Source organism: Sphingomonas sp. Leaf37, assembly GCF_920939475.1.
GTDB lineage: Bacteria > Pseudomonadota > Alphaproteobacteria > Sphingomonadales > Sphingomonadaceae > Sphingomonas.
On record NZ_CAKLAX010000006.1, the window covers coordinates 1 to 23,597 of the forward strand.

18 protein-coding genes are annotated in these 23,597 nt (G+C 67.1%); 13 read left to right on the top strand and 5 right to left on the bottom strand.

The annotated features are described in order from the left end of the window. Positions 1-835 precede the first annotated feature (835 nt). The 7 genes from LRA87_RS17180 (at position 836) to LRA87_RS17210 (ending at position 10,290) form a co-directional block, all read left to right on the top strand. Positions 836-2,350, top strand: coding sequence for an MFS transporter (locus tag LRA87_RS17180; RefSeq protein ID WP_230781938.1), 1,515 nt, complete (start codon positions 836-838; stop codon positions 2,348-2,350). Positions 2,351-2,411: 61 nt separating this feature from the next. Next, on the top strand, positions 2,412-4,667 hold the full coding sequence (locus LRA87_RS17185; protein WP_230781940.1) for a hypothetical protein: 2,256 nt from the start codon (positions 2,412-2,414) through the stop codon (positions 4,665-4,667). Next, positions 4,664-5,386, top strand: coding sequence for an SDR family oxidoreductase (locus tag LRA87_RS17190; protein ID WP_230781942.1), 723 nt, complete (start codon positions 4,664-4,666; stop codon positions 5,384-5,386). The genes LRA87_RS17185 and LRA87_RS17190 overlap by 4 nt, the downstream gene beginning before the upstream one ends. 61 nt (positions 5,387-5,447) lie before the next feature. Then, entirely contained in the window at positions 5,448-6,500 is a 1,053-nt protein-coding gene (locus LRA87_RS17195; RefSeq protein WP_230781944.1) for a zinc-dependent alcohol dehydrogenase, read from the top strand. A gap of 360 nt (positions 6,501-6,860) precedes the next feature. Further along, a complete protein-coding gene (locus LRA87_RS17200) occupies positions 6,861-9,011 on the top strand; it encodes a TonB-dependent receptor (protein WP_230781946.1) in 2,151 nt (716 codons plus the stop codon). Further along, positions 9,011-10,120 carry a PepSY-associated TM helix domain-containing protein gene (locus tag LRA87_RS17205; protein WP_230781955.1) on the top strand — a complete coding sequence of 370 codons (1,110 nt, stop codon included), beginning with the start codon at positions 9,011-9,013 and terminating at the stop codon, positions 10,118-10,120. The genes LRA87_RS17200 and LRA87_RS17205 overlap by 1 nt, the downstream gene beginning before the upstream one ends. Further along, positions 10,117-10,290 (top strand): hypothetical protein, encoded by a 174-nt coding sequence (locus tag LRA87_RS17210; protein ID WP_230781957.1) that lies wholly within the window; start codon positions 10,117-10,119, stop codon positions 10,288-10,290. Before LRA87_RS17205 ends, LRA87_RS17210 begins: the two co-directional genes overlap by 4 nt. Here LRA87_RS17210 and LRA87_RS17215 read toward each other — a convergent pair. Continuing rightward, on the bottom strand, positions 10,284-11,057 hold the full coding sequence (locus tag LRA87_RS17215) for an SDR family oxidoreductase (protein WP_230781959.1): 774 nt from the start codon (positions 11,055-11,057) through the stop codon (positions 10,284-10,286). The genes LRA87_RS17210 and LRA87_RS17215 overlap by 7 nt on opposite strands. A gap of 209 nt (positions 11,058-11,266) precedes the next feature. Here LRA87_RS17215 and LRA87_RS17220 point away from each other — a divergent pair, with 209 nt between their 5' ends. Next, positions 11,267-11,803, top strand: coding sequence for a hypothetical protein (locus tag LRA87_RS17220; protein WP_230781961.1), 537 nt, complete (start codon positions 11,267-11,269; stop codon positions 11,801-11,803). 19 nt (positions 11,804-11,822) lie between these two features. Here LRA87_RS17220 and LRA87_RS17225 read toward each other — a convergent pair whose 3' ends face one another. Next, entirely contained in the window at positions 11,823-12,311 is a 489-nt protein-coding gene (locus tag LRA87_RS17225) for a DUF882 domain-containing protein (protein WP_230782218.1), read from the bottom strand. Positions 12,312-12,592: 281 nt separating this feature from the next. On the opposite strand from LRA87_RS17225, the gene LRA87_RS17230 reads away from it, so the two are divergent. Together LRA87_RS17230 and nhaA are read left to right on the top strand one after the other, a co-directional pair. Continuing rightward, a complete protein-coding gene (locus LRA87_RS17230; protein ID WP_230781963.1) occupies positions 12,593-14,029 on the top strand; it encodes a L,D-transpeptidase family protein in 1,437 nt (478 codons plus the stop codon). 106 nt (positions 14,030-14,135) lie between these two features. Further along, complete coding sequence (gene nhaA, locus LRA87_RS17235) at positions 14,136-15,527, top strand: Na+/H+ antiporter NhaA (RefSeq protein ID WP_230781965.1); 1,392 nt, start codon at positions 14,136-14,138, stop codon at positions 15,525-15,527. Between the two features lie 4 nt (positions 15,528-15,531). On the opposite strand, the gene LRA87_RS17240 is transcribed toward nhaA, so the two are convergent. Further along, positions 15,532-16,293 carry a glycosyltransferase family 2 protein gene (locus tag LRA87_RS17240; protein ID WP_230781966.1) on the bottom strand — a complete coding sequence of 254 codons (762 nt, stop codon included), beginning with the start codon at positions 16,291-16,293 and terminating at the stop codon, positions 15,532-15,534. A 74-nt stretch (positions 16,294-16,367) separates the two neighbouring features. Then, positions 16,368-19,268, bottom strand: a complete 2,901-nt coding sequence (locus tag LRA87_RS17245; protein ID WP_230781968.1) for a TonB-dependent receptor plug domain-containing protein — start codon at positions 19,266-19,268, stop codon at positions 16,368-16,370. Between the two features lie 109 nt (positions 19,269-19,377). On the opposite strand from LRA87_RS17245, the gene LRA87_RS17250 reads away from it, so the two are divergent. Genes LRA87_RS17250 through LRA87_RS17260 form a run of 3 tightly spaced genes read left to right on the top strand, consistent with a single transcriptional unit; the run spans position 19,378 to position 22,429 of the window. Then, on the top strand, positions 19,378-20,676 hold the full coding sequence (locus LRA87_RS17250) for an extracellular solute-binding protein (protein WP_230781970.1): 1,299 nt from the start codon (positions 19,378-19,380) through the stop codon (positions 20,674-20,676). Then, positions 20,673-21,554, top strand: a complete 882-nt coding sequence (locus LRA87_RS17255; RefSeq protein WP_230781972.1) for a carbohydrate ABC transporter permease — start codon at positions 20,673-20,675, stop codon at positions 21,552-21,554. The genes LRA87_RS17250 and LRA87_RS17255 overlap by 4 nt, the downstream gene beginning before the upstream one ends. Beyond that, complete coding sequence (locus tag LRA87_RS17260; RefSeq protein WP_230781975.1) at positions 21,545-22,429, top strand: carbohydrate ABC transporter permease; 885 nt, start codon at positions 21,545-21,547, stop codon at positions 22,427-22,429. Before LRA87_RS17255 ends, LRA87_RS17260 begins: the two co-directional genes overlap by 10 nt. Here the strand turns inward: LRA87_RS17260 and LRA87_RS18460 are convergent. Beyond that, complete coding sequence (locus LRA87_RS18460; protein WP_329958610.1) at positions 22,426-23,508, bottom strand: ABC transporter ATP-binding protein; 1,083 nt, start codon at positions 23,506-23,508, stop codon at positions 22,426-22,428. The genes LRA87_RS17260 and LRA87_RS18460 overlap by 4 nt on opposite strands. Positions 23,509-23,597: the final 89 nt, after the last annotated feature.

Here is a 23,597-nt window from a genome sequence, read left to right on the forward strand (position 1 = left end):
GCGCTGCACACCGGAAAGGACCTCCCCGTCATTGTAACGCCTGGTCGTACCGTCAGTCGTATGCCTCACTCTTATCCAAGAGCGAAACCCTGTCAGGTCAATTAGGGGGCCACCTCACAAACCGACGCGGAGGTCCGCACAGGCCACGATCTCAAGAAAAACGGCCTCATCTACGGCCGCCTGGCGGCATCAGAGGCGAAGTGAAGCGGCAGGGAAACCATCATGGACCAGAAGCGCCCTACGCAGGTGATCGGTGCTCGCAGCCGCCGCTGCAGGACGGATGGCGGCAAGACGCCTGCCGCAAGATCGAACGGTCCGCGTGCGCCGGCTACGGATCCGATGCTGGACTCACGCGCCGATTGGCTGCAACAGCAGGAATAGCTTCGCCACGACCGGCGGACGGGCCGGCGTACAGCGCCGCGCAACGGGCCGCGCAACGGACAGTCGGTGCCACAAGCAAGGTGGTGAATGCGGATCGCCGCCTCTTTCGGGTCAGTCGCGCGACGGGGGCGGCGTCATGTGCGGCATCCCGCCCGCCGGTGTCGGCACGCCTTGTTCGCGCGTCTTGTCGCTCCGTTGCGCTGCATCCTGCCGATGACGATTACCGCAATCAGGACGACGATGTCGAGCACTACCAGGATTGCGGCGCACTCAGCCGACGTTTCCGCGATCTCCGATTGTCGCTCATTTGCAACATCATGATATTGTTGCGCTTTCATGTTTCCGCTCGGCGACTTTGGCGTTGAGGGGGGCATGTTTAGCGCGCTTTCGCACGTAATGGAGATCATACGGTGACGATCGGTTCCTCCGACCGACATGGCTCGAACGCCTGGCCATGCTGACGCTGACGCCCCAGCCGATCGTGGTTTCCGCCGACCGCGAGCGCGGTCTGAAACTGCTGGTGCGCGATGCGGTCTTCTCCGGGGGTGCCGGCGCGCTGACGTCGGGCGTCATCCTGACCGCTTTCGCCCTGCATCTCGGCGCGTCCAGTCTGATGATCGGGTTTCTCGCCAGCGCACCGTTCCTGACGCAGGTCCTGCAATTGCCCGCCATGGTGCTGGTCGAGCGCTGGCGGACCCGCAAGCGGATCGCGGTGCTGACCAGCCTGATCGGGCGGACGATGCTGGCGGTCATGGCCGGCGTCGCGTTCTTCGCTGGCAGCGGCGCGCTGCTGGTGTTTCTTGCCGCCCAGATCGTGCTGTGCGGCATGAGTGCGGTCGGCGCCTGCGCCTGGAATGCCTGGATGCGCGATCTGGCGCCGGAGGAGCGACTGGGTCAGGTGTTCGCCCGACGATCGCTGTGGCTGACCGCCATCGGTCTGGTGCTGGGTCTCGCCGCGGCACTGGCGCTGGAGGCGACGCCGCCTGCGTCCCCGGCCCGCAATTACGTGTTCGCGGGCATGTTCGCCGCGGGCTGTATCACCGGCCTGATCAGCGCTGCGGTGGTTGCGGCCATGCCCGAACCGCAGATGCCGCCCGCCGCCGGCCCGGCGTCGCTCCGCGACCTGCTTCGCTCGCCCTTCGCCGACGCCAACTTCAGACGGTTGCTGATGTTCGTGGCGAGTTCGCAATTCGCGATCAACTTCGCGACCCCCTTTTTCACGGTCTTCATCGTCCGCCAACTGCACTTCGACGTGAGCTTCGTCATGGTGCTCAACGCGGTCAGCCAGATCGCCAACATCGCCGCGGTCCGGCTGTGGGGCCGGTTGAGCGACCGGTATGCCAACAAATCCGTCCTGGCAGTGTGCACCCCCGTCTACATCCTCGCCATCGTGGCGATGACGGGGGCATCGCAGTTCGGCCCGCGCGAGGTCGTGCAACTCTGGCTGGTGTTGCTGCATGTCGTCATGGGGGCGTCGATCGCAGGACTGACGCTGGCCAGCACCAACATTGCGCTGAAGCTGTCGCCGAAGGGATCGGCCACCGCCTATGTCGCGGTCAGCGCGATGACGACCGCGGTCGCGGCGGGGATCGCACCGATCGTGGGGGGGCTGCTTGCCGAATTTTTCGGACGCCGCCGGTTCGAGCTCGTGGCGCGCTGGACCAGCCCCAACGGCATCGTCCGACTGCCGATCCTGCTTTCGCAATGGGATTTCTATTTCCTGATCGCCGGCGTTATCGGGTTGTACGCGATCCATCGGCTGTCGCTGGTCGCGGAGCACGGCGCGGTCGAACGGCGGGAGATGGTCGGCCGGGTGATCGAGGAGACCCGCCGCTCGATCCGCAACATCTCCAGCGTGGCGGGGCTGCGGGCAGCGACCGACCTGCCGGGTACTCTGCTGCGCGATGCCCGCCTGCGCGTCCGCCTGCGCCGTGCACAGGCCGCGACACACCAGCACAGGCGTTCGTAACGCAGTTTATTTCGCATGTCGTACAACAACTTAACGTCATCCGGCACGGAGGCTACGACTGATGGCGACGACAATCCGGAACGATACCAAAACCGATACGCGCCAGTCGGATGCGTCCGCCGTCGGCGCAAGCCTCCATGTCCTGTCGTTGCGCGCCGATCTGGCTGACGGGCTGAAACGGCTCGGCATGTTCACGACCGGCGAATTCGATGTCGAGGTGGGCGAAGGCAGCGATTCGATCTGGGCGGTGATCCGCCGCACGGGACGCGGCGGGCTGGCGATACGGGCGGCCTATGCCCCGGGCGGCTTCACCCGGGTGACACGGCGCAAGGTTCGGCACGGACAGGCGCTGCACCTGGAGGCGATCAGCGCGATCGGGCGCCACCGCATCGTGCTGGAGGGCAGCGGTGTCGATCTGCACCGGTTTCGCGTGCGGGTGTGGCTGACGCCGGACCGGCCGCTGCTGATCCCGTTCCTGCCCCGCGACCTGTACCCCATCGATGCCAACGACGATCCGCTCGGTGCGCTGGGCCGGGTCGAGGCGGCGCAGCGCGGACCCAACACCGGGCTGATCTACCTGACGCTCGACCAGCCGGCGTTCGGGCATATCCTTTATGTGCAGGATCTGACCGCGCTGAACGGCTATTTCCACGCGACCGGCACCGCGCCGATGGGCATGGTCGGCGGCGAATGGCCGGAACTCGGCTATCTGCCGCCGACGCCGCCGCAGAGCGGGACGCCGCCGGTCGATCCGTTGCCCGCCGACAAGGAGACCGCGATCGGCGACGCGATACTGGTGCTGCGCGACATCGCCGGATCGTCCGAACAGGAAAAGGCGCGCCGGTTCGTGCAAATGCTGGGTGTCGCCTATACGGCGATGCAACTGCCCACCGTCGTCTACCGTGACTGGTTGGCGCGCGCGGAGCGGACGCTGAAGGACCTCGACGCCGCGCCCGAGGCGACGTGCGAGGCCTATGGCCATCGCTACATCCGCCCGTACACCGCCGCGGAATATCCGGATTCGATGGTGCAGATGACGATCGTCGCGGCGCTGCACGATTATGCCCGCTGGACGGGCAAGCCGGTGCCGCTCGAAGCCGAACTGGCCAAGGGGATGGAGAAGTTCTTCGATGCCGACCTCGGCACGCTACGCCGTTATCTGCCCAATGTCGGCGACGACAAGAATGCCGACGCGGTCGATGCCTGGTATCTCTACCATCCGCTCCGCAACCTCGCGCAACTCGCGCTCGATGGCGAGGACTGGGCGCGCGACCTGTTCCTGCGTTCGGTGGAATTCGGCATCCGGGCGGCGCATCACTTCGCCTACGACTTTCCGATCCAGTACGACGTCCGCGACTTTTCGGTCGTCACCGCAAAGCGCGGCGACCAGACGCACGGTCAGACCGATGTCGGCGGCTTCTATGCCTATGTGATGATCCTCGCCTTCGAACTGACGGGCGAGGCGCGCTATCTGGACGAGGCGCGCGCCGCCATCGACGCAGCGATGGGGATGCGGTTCGAGCTCGAATATCAAGCGAACCTGACCGCGTGGGGTGCCACCGCCTGCATGCGGCTGTGGCGGATCACCGGCCGCTCCGAATATCGCGAGCAGGCCTATGTCTATCTCGCCAGCTTCTTCCATAATTGCGAGATTTGGGAATCCCAGATCGCCGCTGCCAAGCATTACAGCAACTTCTTCGGTGCGACCGCTCTGCACGATGCGCCCTACATGGCGCTATACGAATGTTTCGACAGCTTCGCCGCGTTCGAGCGCGTCCTGCATGACAGCGGGCCGGAACTGGACCCGGCAGCGCGGATGCTCATCACCGAATATTGCAAATACGTCCTGCACCGGGCGTGGTTCTATTATCCCGACGCATTGCCGAAGGTGTGTCTCGCGACCGAATGGCGCAACGGTCACGTCGATCGCGCACTCTCGTTTCCGGTCGAGGATCTCTACGCCGACGGACAGCCACCGGGGCAGGTCGGGCAGGAGGTCTACGGCGCCGGCGCACCGTTTATCTTGGCATCGCGAGCCTTCCACGTGCTCGAAGGGGCCGCGTTCCAGATTTATTGCAACCATCTGATCGTGACCGGCGAACGCACCGGCGAGCGCGCGCACAGCCTGACGCTGATCGGCGGCGATCAATGCACCGCACTGCTCGCGGTGGTGAGGCGGGGGCGGCGCGCCCTGCCCGCGTGCAAGCTGATGCTGGCCGATGGGGACAGCGTGCGGCCGTCGCAGGTGACGGACGACCGTATCGAATGGCTGGTCCCCGCCAATGCGCGGGCGATCCTGAACTGGAGCGACGCATGACGATGACGGGCAAGCGTATCCTGCTGACCGGCGGGACGACGGGCATCGGGCGGGCGATGCTGATCGCCTTCGCCCGCGCCGGCGCGCGGGTCGTGACGCTGGGCCGCGACGCCGCGGCGCTGGACGAGGCGCTGGAGGTCGCACGCGCGTGCGGCGGCGAGTTGCATGGACTGACCGCGGATCTCGCCAGGCGGGAGGATATCGCACGCATCTTCGACGCGGTCGACGAACGTCTGGGCGGACTCGACATCCTCGTGTCGAACGCGGCGCTGGGCGCGGATCCGATCGACGCCATGGCGGACGAGGCGTGGCGCTACGTCATCGATGTGAACCTCGTCGGCGCGCTCGCCTGCACGCGCGGCGCGCTCGACCGGCTCGGCAAGGGCGGGCAGATCGTCGTCATCGGCTCGATCAGCGCCGACATCCACGCGCCAGGCGAGAGCGTCTATTCCGCCACCAAGGCCGGATTGCAGGCGTTCGCCGAGACGCTGCGCAAGGAAGTGGAGGACCGCGACATCCGCGTCAGCCTGGTCGAACCCGGTACCGCCGGATCGGACATGCAGCAGGCCGATGCCGACGAACAGCGCGACAGGATCGCGCGCGCCGAAATGCTGCGGGCGGAGGACATAGCCGAGGCGGTGTCGTTCATCCTGACGCGGCCGACGCGGGTCGACATCGTGTCGCTGCGTATCGAGCCGCGGGTGCAGGCGCTTTCGTGACCCGGCGGATCGCGGGCTGCACCCGCTCTACCGGACGCCGCCTTTCCGGAGTGATCGACGCATGAAAGCCGCATTGAAGACCGCCGATGGCCGTTTCGCCATCGAAGAGGTCGAGGAACCCGCGCTGCCCGCCGCCGACTGGGCCAAGGTCCGCATCCGCGTCGCGGGCATCTGCGGCACCGACCTGCGCCACTGGAAAAAGCCGGAAGAGCAGCTGCGTTGCTGTATCATGGGCCATGAGATGGCCGGCGAGGTGGTCGAGGTCGGCGCGGATGTGACCCGCGTCAAGCCGGGGGACCGGGTGCTGGTCGAATCGGTGCTCGGTTGCGGCCGTTGCGACTGGTGTCGCGCGCGCCAGTATAATCGCTGCCCCGACCTCTATCCGACCCGCCGGGCCAGCGTGTCGCGCGCCTATGCCGAATATGTCGTCGGCCCGCAGCACAAGCTCTACCGGTTGCCCGACCATGTCGGCTTCGACGATGCGGCGCTGCTCGACACCTATGCGGTTTGCCTTCACGCGCAGCATCTGTCCGGCCTGACGATCAACGCAAAGGTCGCGATCGTCGGCGCCGGGCCTATCGGACTCGGCCAGATGATGCTGGCGAAGGCGAGCGGCGCAGACGTGCTGATCGTCGACACGGTGGCGCATTCTCTGGACGTCGCCCGCGAACTCGGCGCCGACCGGGCCGTCCTGTCGAGCGAGGCCGATCCCGTCGCTGCCGCCATGGACTTTTCGGGCGGTCGCGGCTGCGACGTGGTGTTCGAATGCGCCGGCGGCACCGCGATGCCCGTCACCCTGCCGCTGGCGACGAAACTGGTGCGGCGCGGCGGCAAAGTCATATTGGTCGGCGGGTTCGACGAGGGAGAAACCAGCATCGCGCTGGAATGGCAGCGCCTCCAGATGAGCGAGATCGCGCTGATCCCGAGCGCCAGCTTCGCCTTCCACGACATCTATCCCGAGCAGGAAGAAGTGCTCGAACTCGTCGCCCGCGGCAAGCTCCGGACGCAAAAGCTCATCACGCATCGTTTTCCTCTGGATCGGATCAACGACGCGTTCGACATCGCGCAAGACAAGGATCGCACCGGTGCGATATTCGTCGCCTTGATGATCTAGAACCGATCGACATTCAGCGTTCGGCGGACGTTTCTCTTTATATCGTCGCCCCGGAACACGTCCGGGGTGACGATGTCTCTTGGGCAGCCTTATCCATTCAAGTCCGAATGTCGATCAGCCCTAGGTCGGACCGGGCGGGTCACTGGTGCCGACCTCCTTCGGGAACGTGAATCCAACCGTCCCGCTCCGACGAGCGAAGGGGATGTCTGCCGACGTACGGCGCTTCGAAGCGGCGGCGAAAGGGAGATACCGGCTGCCCCGCCCTGTATGATGTTGCAAACGCATCGCAATAGCCTAGTAGCGCTGACGTCAACCAGTTCGGCGGGTCCCACATTGAAGACGTTCTATCGATCGGCATCGTTGCTTGCGCTCATCGCAGGCCAGCCGGCCTTTGCACAAGCGCAGGATCGGCCGTCCGAGACCTATCCGGAGATCGTCGTCACCGCGCAGCAGCAGCGCGCGCAGGTCACGAGTGAAGGCTCGCTCGGAGCGTTGGGGGAGCGGGGAGCGCTGGAGAGCCCGTTCAATGTTCGCAACTATACCTCGCAGCTGATCCTGGACCAACAGGCCGAGACGCTTGGAGACGTTCTGGAGAACGATCCGTCGGTGCGGACGACACAGGGGTTCGGAAACCAGTCCGAACTGTTCGTCATTCGTGGTTTTCCGCTGGCGGGCGACGACGTCGCGCTGGACGGGCTGTACGGCATCACGCCGCGCCAGCTCGTCTCGCCCGAATTGTACGACCGCGTGCAGGTGCTGAACGGATCCAGCGCCTTCCTGTTCGGCGCAGCGCCCGGCGGCAGTGGTCTGGGCGGCGGGATCAACCTGATCCCGAAGCGCGCGGACAGGACGCTGCTGCGGGCGACGGCAAGCTACGCCGGCGACAGCGTCTTTGGCGGCAATATCGATCTGGGTACGCGTTTCGGTGCCGATGATGCATTCGGTATCCGCGTCAACGGCGTCTATCGCGACGGAGACACCCCGATCGATGACGAGCGGCGCAGCGTGCGCGTCGCCGGAGCCGATTTCGACTTCCGTTCCGGACCTGGCCGCTTCTTCCTCGATGTCGGTTACGAAGACCAGCGCGTCTATCAACCGCGACCGCAGGTGCGCCTAGCCAACACCACGCTCGCGATCCCGCGGGTGCCGGGGGCGTATGCGAATTACGCGCAGCCCTGGGCGTTCACCAGGCTGCGCGATGTCTATGCGCTCGCGCGGGCCGAGGTGGACGTGGCGCCGGACTGGACCGTCTATCTCGCCGCCGGCCTGCGCGACGGGCGCGAGGACGGTGATTACGCGACGCCGACCGTCACCAATTCGGCAACGGGTGCAGCGACGCAGGCACGCCTGTTCGTCCCCCGCGAAGACAATAATGAAAGCGGCCAGATCGGCGTGCGTGGCAAGTTCACGGTTGCCGGTACCAGCCACGCGATCGGCGTCGGCGGGACGCTCAATCTCGCCGAGAACAGGAATGCCTTCGCGTCGGGTGGCTATCGTACCGCGACCGGCGGTATCAGCACGACCACGATCACCAACATCTACGCGCCTGTCGCCGTCGCGCGGCCGGTCGACCTGCCCGGCACCGGCGGCGATCTCGCCAACCCGCCGCGGGCGTCGCGAACGGAATTCGGCAGCCTGTTCGTATCCGACACGGTCGGGTTGTTCGACGACCGGGTGCTGGTGACGGGCGGCGTTCGCCAGCAGAACCTGACGGTGGAGGCGTTCAACCGCGTCACCTTCGGCCGGGCCAGCCGCTACGATCGATCGGCGACCACGCCGGTCGTCGGCATCGTCGTTCGTCCGACCGCGACCCTCTCGTTCTACGGCAACCGGATCGAGGGGCTGGTTCAGGGGCCGACGGCACCGGTCAACGGCACGATCACCAACCCCGGCGAGGTGTTCGAGCCCTATCGCACCACGCAATATGAGATCGGCGCCAAATTGCAGGTCCGCCGCCTGACCGCGACGCTGGCGCTATACCGGACGACGCAGCCCAACGGCTACAGCATCGCGACGCCGACGACGGCCAGTCCTGCCGCTACCACCTTCGTCGTCGACGGGCGGCAACGCAATCAGGGTATCGAACTGGGCTTCAATGGCGAGCCGGTCGACTGGCTGCGCGTCATCGGCGGGGGATCGATCAACGACGCCACGCTGCGACGCACCGCGGGCGGGCTGACCGATGGCAACGACGCGATCGGCGTGCCGGACTATCAGGTCAACCTGGGACTGGAGGTGATCCCGCCGTTCCTGCGTGCCGCGACGGTGACCGGTCGCGTCGTCCACACCGGCCGCCAGTACCTCGACGTGACCAATCGCCAGCGGCTGGACGACTGGACCCGGTTCGACCTGGGGCTGCGCTATATCCTCGTCGCCGACGACCATCCGGTCACGTTGCGCGTCAGCGCCGAGAACGTCGCGAACCGGCGCTATTGGACCTCGGCGTTCGGCGGCTATCTGTTGCAGGGGCAACCGCGCACCGCCAAGGCCTCCATCACGGTCGAATATTGATGCGCACGCGGACCGTGCGGACGTGGTGCTGGGTCCATAAATGGACCAGCCTCGTCTGCACGCTGTTCCTGTTCATGCTGTGCCTGACCGGCCTGCCGTTGATCTTCCACGACGAGATCGATGCGGCGTTCGACGATCGACCTCCGCTCGCGGCCTTGCCTGCGGGCACGCCGCAATTGCCACTCGACGCATTCGTGCGCACGGCAATGCGGATGTACCCCGGCGAACGGCCGCTGTTCATGAGCTTCGACGACGATCGGCCGGTCGCCAACGTCACCACCGGAAAGGTGGCGCAGCCAGGCCGCGGGAACCTCCACATCACCGCGATCGACCGGCGCACGGCGCAGCCGGTCGGCGCGCTGGACGAGGAAGCCGGGATCATGGCGATCATCCTGCGGTTGCACGTCGACATGTTCGCCGGTCTGCCGGGCAAGCTGTTCCTCGGCTTCATGGGGTTCCTGTTCTGCGTGTCGATCGTGTCGGGGATCGTGGTCTACGCGCCGTTCATGCGCAAACTGGCGTTCGGCGAGGTCCGCACGACCCGCAGTCGCCGCACCCGCTGGCTCGATCTGCACAACCTTCTCGGCATCGCTACCGCGATGTGGCTGGGTGTCGTCGGGTTGACCGGCGTCATCAATACGCTGTCGGAGACGCTGGTGGCGGTATGGCGCAGCGATCAGTTGACCGCGCTGACCAGACCCTATGAGAGGCAGCCGCCGCTGCCTGTGGCCGCATTCGGCCCGCTCGACGCTGCGGTCCGCACCGCCCGTGCCGCGGCGCCCGGCACCGATCCGCAGTTCGTGGCATTCCCCGGCACCCGCTTCAGCAGCGAACACCATTACGCGGTATGGCTGAAGGGGGCGACGCCGGCGACGCGCCAGCTGCTGACCCCGGCGTTGATCGATGCGCGCACCGGGCGGCTGACGGCGATGCGGTCGATGCCGTGGTACATGCTGGCGCTGCGCCTGTCGCAGCCACTGCATTTCGGCGACTATGGTGCCCTGCCGCTGAAGATCATCTGGGCGCTGCTGGACGTGATCGCTATCGTCGTCCTCGGTAGCGGTATCTATCTGTGGCTGGGCCGCGGGCGAAGGGCAGCGACGGCATGACGCGCCGGGGCGGCACGTTCGGCATCCCCGTCGCCGTGGCAGCGATCGGCCTGATCGCGCTGATCGCCGGATTGCTGGGTGACGGGGCTGTCGACTGGATCGCCTGGGCCGGTCTGACCCTGCCGCTGGCGCTGATCGCCATCGCCGTCGGCAGGACCGTCCGTCACTGACCCCCGGCCGCCCGCTGTTGCGCGGCCCGTTCCGTCAGCGTCCTGAGCGTCTCGTCGAACCGGCCCTCCCGTTCGGCCTGGCGTAGGAACTGCACCTCGTCGACTAGGATTTCGCGGGGCGTCGGTGTCTGTGCGAACTGTGCGGCGACCGCGTCCGCGAATGCCTCGAGCGGCATATAGCCCGGCCGGTTCGCCTGCCCCGGCGTCAGATCGGTCTGCACGCCCGGCGGCGCCAGCTCGATCACCTCGACCTTGCCCTCCAGCTGGGTGCGGAGCGATACGGTATAGGAATGCATCGCCGCCTTGCTGGCCGAATAGGTCGGTGCGGCGACCAGCGGCACATAGGCGAGGCCGGAGGTGACGGTAACGATCGCGGCATCGGGCTGCCGCGTCAGGTGATCGATCAGCGCGTCCGTCAGCCGGATCGGCCCGAGGATGTTGATGGCGAGGGTCGCGGCGGCGTCGGCGAGATCACGCGATGTCGTCAGATCCTCGAACGTCATGATGCCGGCATTGTTGAACAGGACGTTGAGCGACGGGAAGTCGGCAACGACCCGTTCCGCAAATGCCGCCACCGCGGCTTCGTCCTCGACGTCGAGGGTCATGGTGTGGATGCGCTCGCGCCCTGCGGCGGCGCGATCCAGCGCCTCCTGCCGGCGGCCGGCGATGATGACGGTGTCGCCGCGATCATGGAAGCGGTGCGCCAGCGCCTCGCCGATACCGCTGCCGCCGCCGGTCATCAGAATGGTATTGCCGCTGGTCTTCATCGCAGTCGCTCCGGGTCATGGTCGTGATCATGGCCCTCAATGATCGTCGACCGCGAACGTTCATCGCGGCGGACGACAGTTCGGCATAGGGTGGGGAACCGGATGGCGGCCACGCTCGCTTGCACCTCTCGGCGGTATAATCTTGTGTATTCGGTGACGTCAGCGAGTTGGCCTGTCTCCGCGATGCCTGCGACGGAGACGATCGGACCATGTTCATCCTGCTCGGTGCGGCCCTGGGGGCGGCGATGATACCCGGTCAAGCCACCCCGACGCGAAGGGAGATCACGCCAGGTACGATCGCGATCAGCACCGCCTCGACGCTGCCGGCGGAAACGAGTCGGGTGTTCGACGATGCGGTCCAGCAGGCGCTGTTGCGCCTGAGCTTCACGCCGCTGCCCGGACAGGGTCACGGACGCTATATCGCGCGGGTGGAGGTGACGCGTACGTCGCGTGGCGTCGTGGCCGCGGATATCCCGTCATCGTCCCCGCCGCTGGCGGCGCTGAACGGCAGCGTCAGCCTCGCGCTTCCGCCCGGCGGCGATCGGTTGAGCGATCTGGTGGTGACCGAGCTGACGGTCGTCATCTCGCGACGGACCGATGCGCAGATCGTCTGGTCGGGACGGGCCGTCACGGCTCGCGTCACCGGCACGCGTGCCGGTGCAATCGATCAGGTTGCCCGGACCTTGGCCGACGCCGTGCTGGCATCGTTCCCGCGTCAGGCCGGCAGCGCGATATCGGTGCCCTGAGCGGCATCGAGGATCGGCGTCAGCTCCAGTGGCGCACCGCACCGGTATCGACATGGACAAAGCCGTCGTGCGGATAATAGCCGACCCCGCCGCCGCGCAACGACAATGCGGCATCGCGCAGCCGGCCGAGCGGCACGCCGGGGATGGCGATGTCGGTGGCCTTGCCGAGCATATGCTGGCTTTTGCTGGCGACGCCGTGCGACCGGGCGTGCATCATCCCGTTGGTCTTCGGACTGCGATAGGCGGAGATCAGCTTCAGCGGCTTGTGTGGCGCCACATCGAGCCGGTCGCGGACGTGCACCAGCAGATCGAGCAACCGGGGGTCCATGACGCGCGTCGCACCCGTGCGCCAGTCACGCATCGCGTGGTTCAGCTCGGCCAGCCCATCGGCACGATAGCGGCCATCGGCGAAGAAGCAGGCGTCGTATCGTTCGCCGGTGTTCGGGTTGGTCAGCGCGAGGCGGCGTTCCGGCGTGCGGGCGGACACCCGTTCGGAAAGGGCGGCCATCACCAGAGCAGCGGTCCCGCCACCAATCAGGTTACGACGGGATAACAGGGAATGGGGCAATGTTGGATTCCGGTGATGAGAGCTGCCGCGTTTACAACATGATGCGGTGAATCTTCCGTTTACCCGCGGGACGCCGGCGGGCATTCGTCGCGGCGTTTTCACCGTTCACCCGATCGTCATCCGCGATACGCCAGACGGGCGTCCGATATCGGGTGCTGTCCGGCGTTGCCGGAGCCGACCCGGTCGGTGGCGCGTTCAGCCAGAAATTTCGGGAGTGATGTGTGCGTTCAACATGGGGAAAGTCGCTGACGCTGGGGCTGCTGCTGTCGGCATGTAGCGTCGAGGTCGTGCCGGATCAGAACACGACGGCGGCCACGGCCGAACCGGGCGAGGCGGCGGCGCCCGCCCGGTGGAGCGACCAGACGAGCGGGCAGTTGCGCAAGGCGATCGAGGGGCGCGCGGCGCATGGCCTCGATCATGTCGCGTTCGCAGCGGCCGACGGCGGTGCCGACCAGACCGCTCAGGCATTGCGCTTCGCTACCGCGTTGAGCCGCGGCGCAACCGATCCGACGAAATTGTACGAGGTCTACACCGTGCCGCGGCCGGAGGGCGACCTCAAGGCCGGGTTGGCCGCTGCGTTGCGCGCCGGCGACCTGACCGCATGGCTCGACAGCCTCGCGCCGCAGGACGACAATTACCGACGGCTGTCGGCGGCGTATCTGAAGCTGCGACAGCAGCCCGCCGCGCCGGTCGCGGGGATCGCCGTCACCGGTAAGGCGATCGAGCCGGGCGCGGCCGATCCGCGGCTTGCCGCGATCGCGCGCGAACTGGTGGTGCTGGATTACCTCGCTGCGGATGCGGCGCAGGGTGACCGCTACAGCCCCGCGATGGTTGCCGCGGTGCGGCGGATGCAGGCGGATTACGCGATGAAGCCCGACGGCATCATCGGCAGCGAGGCGCTCGCCATCCTCAACATGTCGGATGCCGACCGCAGCCGCGCGATCGCCGTGGCGATGGAACGTCTGCGCTGGCTGCAGCGCGACCCGCCGGCGACGCGGATCGACGTCAACCTTGCGGCGGCACGGCTGACCTATTGGCGCGACGGCAAGATCGTCGACAGTCGCAAGGTGATCGTCGGCGAACCGGATACGGAAACACCGCAATTGGGCTCGCCGATCTTCCGGCTGGTGGCGAACCCGACGTGGACGGTGCCGCGCTCGATCCAGGAAAAGGAGATCGCGAAGAAGGGCGCCGGCTATCTGAAGGCCAACAACATGGTCTGGAAGGACGGCTGGATCGTGCAGCAGCCCGGCCCGAAGAATTCGCTGGGGCTGGTGAAGTTCGACATGCAGAACGAACATGCGATCTATCTGCACGACACGCCGGCCAAGCCACTGTTCGCGATGGTGCAGCGCCAGCGCAGCCATGGCTGCGTCCGGGTGGAGGATGCACTCGGCTTCGCCGAGATGCTGGCCAGGGATCAGGGTGTGGTCGACCAATGGCATCAGGCGCGCGAGACCGGCAAGGAGACCTTCGTCAAGCTGCCGCGGCAGATCCCGGTGCGCATGCTGTACCAGACGGTGCTGTTCGACGACGCCGGCGAACCGGTCGTGCGCAACGATCCCTATGGCTGGGACGACCGGGTCGGTGCGGCGCTGGGATTCAAGGCGGGCAAGGCGCTGCGCGTGCAGAGCGGTGCCGCGGATGTCGGGCCCTGATCCATGCCCCGTTGCCGGCGGCGCGGTGACGGTGCGGGGATAGCGGCGGAACGGGCGCGGGGTATCATCCGTATCCCTCACGACACTGAACGGACGGGATAGACACATGGCGCTCAGCTCGCGCCTTTCCGGGCGCGTTGCGGCGCGTGCGCATCATTCGCCGGCGGCGGCGTTCCTGCAGAAGATCGAGCCGTTCTTCGCGATCGGCCAGATTTCCGGCGGGCCGCTGCTGCTGGCGTCGATCGTGGCACTGGTCGTCGTCAATTCGCCGATCGGGGCAGATTACGTACGGCTGTGGGACCGGCCGGTGGAGATCCGCTATGGCGCGTGGTCGATCGCGCGGCCGGCGGCGGAATGGATCAACGATGCGCTGATGCCGCTGTTCTTCCTGATCATCGGCACGGAAGTGAAGCGTGAATTCGTCAAGGGATCGCTGTCGTCGCTCAGGACGGCGGCATTCCCCGTGGCCGGCGCGATCGGCGGGCTGATCGTACCTGTGGCGCTGTACCTCGCGTTCAACCATGGCACCGATACGCAGCACGGCTGGGGCGTAGTCGCGGCGATGGATACCGCGTTCAGCCTTGCCATCGTCGCGATGTTCACCACCCGGCTGCCGCCCGCCGTACGGGCGGTGCTGCTGGCGTTCGCAGCGATCGACGACGTGTTCGGGCTGCTGGTGATCGCGATCGCCTATACGGCGACGATCCATCCCTGGTTCCTGGCGATCGCGGGTGTCGCCTATCTCGGCATCGTCGGCCTGCTGCGGCTGCGCTGGGTGGCGCCGATCCCCTATGTGCTGTTGGGCATCGTCGTCTGGATCGGCGTCTTCGGATCGGGCGTCCACGCGACCATCGCCGGCGTCGCCGTGGGCCTGTTGCTGCCGACCAGTTCACGCCTGTCGGAGCGGCGTTTCGCCGAGCGGGTGCAGCGTCCGGTCGACGCCTTCCAGCAGGCCCATCGCGCCGCCGAGCAGGCCGACGACGATGCGGAAGCGGAGGAACGGCGGGAGGAGGCGCAGCAGCGGCTGGGCTATATCCACGAAATGGCGGCGGCGACGGACGAGGCGGCGGAGCGACTGGTCCGCGTGCTGACGCCGTGGGTGTCGTACATCGTCCTGCCGCTGTTCGCGCTGTCCAACGTACGCATCCACTTTTCCCCCGCCCTGATCGCCGAGGCGCTGCATGCGCCGCTGAGCCTGGGCGTCGTCGCGGGGCTGGTGATCGGCAAGCCGCTCGGATTCCTCGGCGCGACGTGGCTCGCCACCAGATCGGGCCGTGCGGCGCTGCCCGAGGGCGTTACCTGGGGCATGGTGCTGGGTATCGGCGGAGTCGCGGGGATCGGCTTCACCATCTCGCTGTTCATCGCCGAGCTGGCGTTCGAGCGGCCCGAGCAGACCGAACAGGCTTCGCTCGCGATCCTCGCGGCATCACTGATATCCGGCCTGTTCGGCTATATCATGTTCTGGCGTGCCGCGGCCCGCGACGGCGACGCGCATTGATCGCTCAGCCCGCGCGGTTCGCCGCCACCAGTCCCGCCAGATAGGGGTGGGCGAGCACCCGGTCGGCGTTGCGCGACCCGGCGAGATGATCGTTGACCAGCCGATCCCCTGCCACCGTGCGATACAATGCGACACACGCATCGATCCGCCGGAAGTTCGCCCCCGCCGCAGCCGCACGGGTGTAGAAATCCCAGTCGTTGCAGTTGCGGAAGCTGGGATCGAAGCCGCCGACCGCGAACACCGTCTCGCGCCGGACGATCGACCAGGACGGGCCGACGACGCCGCCGGTGGCGAGCGCGGCGCGGATATCGCCGCCGTTCCAGCCGCATTCCGGCTCGCCCGGTGCGCTGCCATGCTCGACCCGCGCGAAATGGCCGACGACGATGTCCGCCTTGCGCATCGCCCCCGCACCGAGCAGCGCACCCGCCGCACCGGGCAGCCAGACGTCGTCGCTGTCGAGGAAGGCGATCCACGTCGAACGGCACAGCGCGGCGCCGACGTTGCGGGCGTTCGAGGCGCCGCCGTTGCGTGGCAGGATCGCCGCTTCGACCCGGCCGGGATGGGCGTCGGCAACCGCGCGGATCACGGTCGCGCTGTCGTCGTTCGATCCGTCGTCGACCACGATCACCCGGACGGGCGCATGATCCTGCGCCAGTACGCTGGCGACCCCATCGGCGACGACATGGGCGCGATCGTGACAGGGAATGACGACGTCATAGTCCGGCAGTGCGAGGTCGATCGGAAAGATATCGGTAACAAGAGACATCGGTCGGCTATGCGGGTGCCGATGCTGCCGATCAAGGGCGGCATCGGTGGATCGGTCCCCGCTTGCGCCGGCCCTCAGCGATCGCCGAAATTCATCTTTGCCCCGGCATACAGGTAGCGGCCGAGTGGCGAGATCGGCACGTTCGTCTCGAACCCGATATCCGGCTTCTGATCGGCGAGGTTGTTGACCCCGCCATAGAAACTGAAGCGTTCGCTCGCCGCGATCTCAACCTGCACGTCATGCTGCCACAGCGCCTTGTAGCGGAAGTAGCGGGGATCGACGAAGCTGGGATTGTCGTTCGTGTCGAACCGGCCGTAGCGCCGCACGCCGTTTTGCCAGCGCAGATTGTAGGACAGCGTCACCGCATCCATGCTCCACGTCGGCGAGAAGGCGGCGTTGAAGCGCGGACGGAACAGCGCGTCGACGTTGTTTTCCACGGCCGCACCGGGCGTGGCGACCTGTTCCAGCGTCGCGAGATAGCCGCCGACCAGCCGGAGATCGAACCGGCCGAACTGCGCGGTATCGATCCGCCATGCGGCGTTGACTTCCAGCCCGGAGGTGCGGAAGGCGGCGACATTCTGCGGCTGGACGACGAAGCCGTTGATGAATCCGGTGCCCTGCTGGCGGCTGATCGATCGGCAATAGGGATTGTCGAGGCTGGGCTGATCGACGCACAATTCGGCGATGATGTTGGCGTCGGGCTGGTTGATCGCATCGCGCAGGCGGATGTCGTACCAGTCGACCGCGATGCTGAGGTTGGGGACGAAGCGCGGCCGCAGCACAACGCCGGCTGTCCACGTCCGCGCGACCTCGGCCCGCAGGTCCGGATTGCCCTGCACCGTGCCGGGGATGAAGATCGTCGCGTTGGGATTGTTCGCCGCGGTGAAGCTGGCGAGATTGCCGCCGAGGCCGCCGATCAGCGTCTGGCAGTTCGCCGCGCGGAACGCGGTGCCGTTGCCGCGGTTGCCGACGTAGCAGGGATCGGAGAAGAAGTTGCTGGTGCCGGTTTGCGGACGGAAGATCTCGCCGATATTGGGCGCGCGCACCGACCGGCCGTACGATCCCCGGAAGCTGATGTCGCGCACCGGCGCCCAGACGCCGTTGAACTGATAGGCGCGGGTGCTGCCGACGGTCGAATAATCCGAATAGCGGCCCGCCGCGCCCACCGACAGGACATGCGCGAACGGCACGTCCTTCAACAGCGGCGCATTGACCTCGCCGAACGCCTCCCACACGTCGAACCTGCCGTCGGACGGGGTCGGGATGATATATTCGTCGAACTGGTAGAACAGGTTGTTCACCAGCGCGTCGGCCGGACGGAAGCGGCTGGTCTCACGGCGATACTCGCCCCCGGCAGCGAACTGGACCGGGCCACCGGGTAGACGGAAGATTTGACCGAAATCACCGGTCAGCGAAGCATTGACGACCTGCTGCGTGATCCGCGCGTTGCTGACCGGATCGCTGAGATAATAGGCCCAGGATGCGGGATCGACGGTGTTGCCGCCGAACAGGTTCACCGGCACGCAGCCGGCGGCGCGCGAACGGCAGACCGGCTGGCCGCTGACGGGATCGCGCACCACGTCGAGCGCGGCGAGGAAACGGTCGTTCAGCCGGTCGTTCAGCTTGGTCGCGCGAACGTCGGTGCGACCATAGGTGTAGGAGACATCGTAGCTGGCGTGATCGCTGATCCGCCCGGTCACGTCGATCACCCCGCGATAGGTCCGCCGGCGATCCTCCTCGCCCCGACGCGGAATGTCGAAATTGTTGCGGCTGACGTCGATCGCTGTCAGCCCCTCCTGCCGTGCGGCGGCGAGGATGGAGGCGGGAATGAACGGATTGTCGAGCGCGATCGTCGCTGGATAATTGCCGCCGAAGCCGCCGAAGCTGGTGACGGTATTCTGGACGAACTTGCCCTCGACGCTCACCTTGAACGCATCGGAGGCGTCGTACCGGCTCAGCACATTGACGGCGTGGCGGCGGGTGCGCGGGAAGATGTCGCCGATATAGCCCGCCACCGGCGTATCGTCGCCGCCGATCGAATAGCCGTCGTTGGCGAGCAATCGGCCCGGCGTATAGATGGCGCCGTCGCCGCGGAACGTGCGGTTGCCGATCGTGATATACCCCTGGTTCGAACCATAAGGGTAGCGCAGGTCGCGCACCGGCACCTGCTGGTAACTGCCCGCCCGTGTCGGGTCGTAATCGTCGGCGTTGACGAAGAACTGCCGCTGACCGAGCGCCAGGTAATCGCGATCGTCATTCGCCAGCGGATCGTCGGCGTTGTATTCGTATGCGAGGGTCAGGTTGGCGCGGCCATCGGCGAAGTTGCGACCCGCGACGATCGATGCGAAGCGATTGCCCGCATCGCCCCGGTCGGAGACGCCGAACTGGCTGCGTGCCGCGATACCGTCGAAATCGCGTCTGGTGATGAAGTTGACGACGCCCGATACGCCATCCGCGCCATAGATCGCGGACGCGCCTCCGGTCAGTACGTCGACCCGCTCGATCAGGTCGGTCGGGATCGTGTTGATATCGACCGCGGCGGAATCGGGCTGACCGGCGACGTGACGGCGGCCGTTGACCAGCACCAATGTGCGGTTCGGCCCCAGTCCGCGCAGGTCGAGCAGGTTGAGTCCGACCTGACCGACCGCGCCGTCCGCCTGCGATCGACCGGCGGTGCGCGTCGAATCGAGCGAGTTGGTGAGCGCGGGGACGCGCTGCAGGAAACTGGTGACGTTGGTCGTACCCGATTGCGCGAGCGCGGCGGCGTCGAGCGAGACGATCGGATTGGGCGATTCGTAATCCGGGCGGCGGATGCGCGTGCCGGTGACGACGATCTCCTCGCCCGCGGGATCGGTGGCGGCCGCGGCCGGATCGGGCGTCGCGGGCACCGGTGTTTGCTGCTGGGCCTGTGCGGGCAGGGCGAACAGCATTGCCGTGGTCGCAGCCAGCGCGACCCGCATCATCGACATCGTCATTTCCGGCAATCCCCTGTCGTCCCGCACCCTGTCGCGAGACACCCGTTCTCCGGGCTTCTGAGTAAGAAAACGCCCCTCATCTAAATCGGTTGCGCTGGCGCTAACCTATATGACCTGCGAAGACGCTGTGATGGGGAGCGAAGCGCAGCGGATCGAGGAGCCAACGCGCAGGCGGGTGCTGGCGACCAGTGCCGCCGCCCTCGCGCTCGGCGTCGCGGGCTGTTCGCGCGGAAGCGATGCCGTGCCGCTGCGGTTCTGGGCGACGAGTTACGAGGGCGATTATTCGCCGCTGCTGATGCCGGACTTTACCCGCGCCACCGGCATCCCGGTCGATGTGCAGTCGGTACCGTCGACGGCGGCGCATGAGAAGCTGCTGACTGCGCAAGCGGGGGGCGGGCTGCCCGACGTACTGATGCTGCCGATGACGTGGATCGCCGAATTTGCGATGATCGGGGCGATCCGGCCGGTCCCGAACGATGCGCTGGTCGACGATGTCGTGCCGCAGGCGCTCGCGCAGACGAGGGCAAGCGGGCGACCATGTGGCGTGCCATGGTCGGTGGCGCCGATGGTGCAATATTTCCGCCGCGACCTGTTGTCCGTCGCCGGCTACGCCGATCCGCCGATGGACTGGGCGGCGTGGCGCACGATGGCGCGCGCGCTGAAGCGGCGGCGGCCCGACGATTTCGTGATCCTGACGCTGCTCAACTGGCCCGATACGCTGTTCACGATGCTGTTCCAGACGGGGGCGACGCTGCTGCGCGACCGGAACACGCGCGGCAATTTCCAGAGCCCGGAGGCGCGGGCCGCCTTCGAATTCTACCTGTCGCTATTCACCGAGGGGCTGGCACCACGGGCGCTGTCGACCGAGGTGCAGGATGCCTTGGGGGCGTTCGCGCAGGGCCGCTTCGCGATCTGGCCGAGCTGGCCGACGACGCTGCTCGATCTCGACCGACGCCGTGCCGAGGTGCCGGCGGCGGCTTGGGGCGTGGCGCGCATGCCCGGTCCGCATGGTCCTGGACCGGGATCGCGGTTCGACGCCGCCCTGTGCGTATCGACCGGTACGCCGCGACCGGCTGCGGCATGGTCCTTGGTCCGGCACCTGACGTCCGCGGCGAACGAGCTGCGGTTCCAGCGGCTGATCGGCGTGCTGCCGGCCCGCGAGAGCGCCTGGGCGACGCCGCAGCTCAACACCCCTTTGCTCGCGCCATTCGCTGAACAGATACGCGAAGCCGTAACGGCCCCGCCGGTGATCGAATGGGAACGGATCAAGATCGAGGTGCAACTGGTCGCCGAGCGGATCGTCCGCGGCCTGTCGACGATCGATCAGGGGCTGGTAGCGATCGACGATCGGGTCGACCGCATCCTTGCCAGGCGGCGGGCGCTGGTCTCGGCGGGGCGGATCGTATGACGCGGCAACAGCGCACCGCCTGGTGGTTCGTCGCACCGGTGCTGGCGATCATCGCGCTCGTCTTCATCCTGCCGACGCTGCTGGCGCTGGCGCTGAGCGTGACAGACTATAGCATCTACGCGTTCGCCGACTGGTCGAACCTGCGCTTCGTCGGGTTCGACAATTTCACCGGGTTGCTCGCGACTCCGTTGTTCTGGCGGGCGCTGGGCAATACCGCGCTGTTCGCCGGGCTGGGCGTGCCGATGGCGATCGGCGCCTCGCTGGCGGCGGCGCTGTTGCTGCACGATGCGACGGTGCGGTGGAAGCCGTTGTGGCGCGTCGCGCTGTTCGCGCCGTACGTGACCAGCGTGGTGGCGACCGCGATCGTGTGGCGGTTCCTGCTCAACACCCGTTACGGCCTGATCAATCATGCGCTGGGGCTGGTCGGCATCGGCCCGGTAGACTGGCTGGGCGATCCGCATGCGTCGATCCCGGCGATCCTGCTGTTCGTCACGTGGAAGATCTTCGGCTACAACATGATCGTCTTCACCGCGGCGCTGTCGGTGGTGCCGCAGGATCTGATGGAGGCGGCGCGGCTGGATGGCGCGTCGCGCTGGGGCCGGTTCCGCCACGTCACGCTGCCGGCGATCGGGCCGACGCTGCTGCTCGCCGCGGTGATGAGCGTCGCAGGCTTCCTGCAATTGTTCGCCGAACCCTATGTGATGACGATGGGCGGGCCGGCGCAGAGCACGGTGACGATCCTGTATTTCATGTTCGACGAAGGCTTCAAATGGTGGAACCTCGGCCAGTCGTCGGCGGTGGCGCTGATCCTGTTCCTGCTGATCCTCGCGGTGACGGCGGTGCAGACGCGGATCGGCCGGCGGTACGAATGGCTGTGACCGAGGCCCCGGAAAGACCTGCCAATCGGCGCAAGGCGGTGCGGACGCTCGTCGCCAACACCGCCGTCGCGCTGCTGACTGCGGTGACGCTGGTACCGCTGATCTGGATGGTCACCGTGTCGTTCATGCCGCGCGGCGAGTCGAGCCGGTTCCCGCCGCCGTTCTGGCCGAGCCGCTGGTCGTGGGAGAATTATCACGAACTGCTGGTCCGCCGGCTGATCGACGGCGCATGGTTCGACTATCGGATCGTGCCCGCGCTGTGGAACAGCGTCGCGATCGCGGCGATCTCCACCGCGCTGGGGCTGCTGCTGACGGTGCCGGCGGGCTATGCGTTTGCCAAGCTGCGCTTCACCGGGCGCGAACGGCTGCTCAGGGTGCTGATCGCGGCGCTGGTGGTGCCGGGGCAGGTCGCGATGCTGCCGCTGTTCCTGATGTTCAGGGAACTGGGGCTGGTGAACAGCTATGCCGGCGTCATCCTGCCGGGTTTGGCCGGAATCTTCGCGATCCTGTTCGTGCGGCAGGCCTGCCTGCGCATCCCGGACGAGATGATCGATGCGGCGCGGATGGACGGGGCGAGCGAGGCGCGCATCTTCGTCTCGATCGTGCTGCCGCTGCTCGCGCCGATCACAGTGACGCTGGCGTTGTTCCTGTTCCTGGGCAGCTGGAACGACTTCCTGTGGCCGCTGATCGTCCTGTCGGACCAGCACCGCTACACCCTGCCGGTGGCGGTCGCCGCGATCGTGCGCGAACATGCCGCGGACGGCGAATTGATGATGGCCGCGGCGGTGGTCACGACACTGCCGGTGCTGGCGCTCTTCGTCGCGCTGCAACGCTATTACATGCGCGGCCTGCTCGGCGGCAGCGTGAAGGGTTAGGCGGGCAGGCGCGGCAGCGCACGTCCGTCGGGTCCGAACAGGTGGACGCGATCGGGTGCGATGCCGAAGGCCAGCGTCTCCCCCAGCGTCACCCGCCGGTCGCCGGGCAGTTGCGCGACCACCGTACCGATCGCCCCGCGCGCGCCGAGGTGCGCAAACGACAATGGCCCCAGCCGTTCGAACAGCTCCACCGGACCGGCGAATGGCCCTGCGGCATCGGGGACGAGATGCTCGGGGCGCACGCCCAGCATCACGGTCGTGCCGGCCGCACCCGCCACCGAAGCGCGCACCGCATGGCCATCGGGCAACCGCACCGTCACGCCGTCCGCATCCGCCTCCTCGATCATTGCGGGCATCAGGTTCATGCCGGGCGATCCGATCGCCCGCGCGACGTGCAGCGTCGCCGGCGCCGCATAGAGGTCCAGCGGTGCGCCGACCTGTTCGATGCGACCTTCGCTCATCACCACGATCCGGTTGGCGAGCGTCATCGCTTCCAGCTGGTCGTGCGTCACATAGATCATCGTCGTCGCCAGCCGCGCATGAAGGCGGGCGAATTCGTGCCGCATCCGCACCCGCAGCTCGGCATCCAGATTGGACAGCGGCTCGTCGAGCAGCAGCACCTGCGGCTCGCGGACGATCGCGCGCGCGATCGAGACGCGCTGGCGCTGGCCGCCCGACAGCGCCCCCGGGCGTCGCGCCAGCAGCGTCGTCAGGTCGAGCGATTCCGCGACCGCGGCGACGCGCGCGGCGATGTCCGCCCCGGGCCGTTTCGCGACCTTGAGCGGAAAGGCGATGTTCTCGGCGACCGTCAGGTGCGGGTAGAGCGCATAGGATTGGAACACCATGGCGAGACCGCGATCCGCCGGCGCGGCGTGCGTGACGTCGCGGCCGCCGATCGCGATGCTGCCCGTGCTCGGCTCCTCCAGCCCCGCGATCAGCCGCAACAGCGTCGACTTGCCGCAGCCCGACGGCCCGACGATGACGACGAACTCGCCATCCTCGATCGACAGGTCGGTTGGGGCGAGAACCGTCGTGGTGCCGAAACGCTTGCTGAGTCCTGCGATCGCGACGCTGGCCAAGACCTTCTCCTTCACCCCCTCCTCCACGCAAGGATCGCCGAGCGCAAGCGGTGGGTGACACGACCGTTGTCGGCATCGCGACGGCGGCC

Coding starts and splice junctions, on each gene's coding strand:
- LRA87_RS17210 (WP_230781957.1), top strand. CDS start 10,117: ATGACGCGCCGGGGCGGCACGTTCGGCATCCCCGTCGCCGTGGCAGCG.
- LRA87_RS17195 (WP_230781944.1), top strand. CDS start 5,448: ATGAAAGCCGCATTGAAGACCGCCGATGGCCGTTTCGCCATCGAAGAG.
- LRA87_RS17215 (WP_230781959.1), bottom strand. CDS start 11,057: ATGAAGACCAGCGGCAATACCATTCTGATGACCGGCGGCGGCAGCGGT.
- LRA87_RS17225 (WP_230782218.1), bottom strand. CDS start 12,311: ATGGCCGCCCTTTCCGAACGGGTGTCCGCCCGCACGCCGGAACGCCGC.
- LRA87_RS17220 (WP_230781961.1), top strand. CDS start 11,267: ATGTTCATCCTGCTCGGTGCGGCCCTGGGGGCGGCGATGATACCCGGT.
- LRA87_RS17185 (WP_230781940.1), top strand. CDS start 2,412: ATGGCGACGACAATCCGGAACGATACCAAAACCGATACGCGCCAGTCG.
- LRA87_RS17250 (WP_230781970.1), top strand. CDS start 19,378: ATGACCTGCGAAGACGCTGTGATGGGGAGCGAAGCGCAGCGGATCGAG.
- LRA87_RS17260 (WP_230781975.1), top strand. CDS start 21,545: ATGGCTGTGACCGAGGCCCCGGAAAGACCTGCCAATCGGCGCAAGGCG.
- LRA87_RS17245 (WP_230781968.1), bottom strand. CDS start 19,268: ATGACGATGTCGATGATGCGGGTCGCGCTGGCTGCGACCACGGCAATG.
- LRA87_RS17180 (WP_230781938.1), top strand. CDS start 836: ATGCTGACGCTGACGCCCCAGCCGATCGTGGTTTCCGCCGACCGCGAG.
- LRA87_RS17205 (WP_230781955.1), top strand. CDS start 9,011: ATGCGCACGCGGACCGTGCGGACGTGGTGCTGGGTCCATAAATGGACC.
- LRA87_RS17255 (WP_230781972.1), top strand. CDS start 20,673: ATGACGCGGCAACAGCGCACCGCCTGGTGGTTCGTCGCACCGGTGCTG.
- LRA87_RS17190 (WP_230781942.1), top strand. CDS start 4,664: ATGACGATGACGGGCAAGCGTATCCTGCTGACCGGCGGGACGACGGGC.
- nhaA (WP_230781965.1), top strand. CDS start 14,136: ATGGCGCTCAGCTCGCGCCTTTCCGGGCGCGTTGCGGCGCGTGCGCAT.
- LRA87_RS17240 (WP_230781966.1), bottom strand. CDS start 16,293: ATGTCTCTTGTTACCGATATCTTTCCGATCGACCTCGCACTGCCGGAC.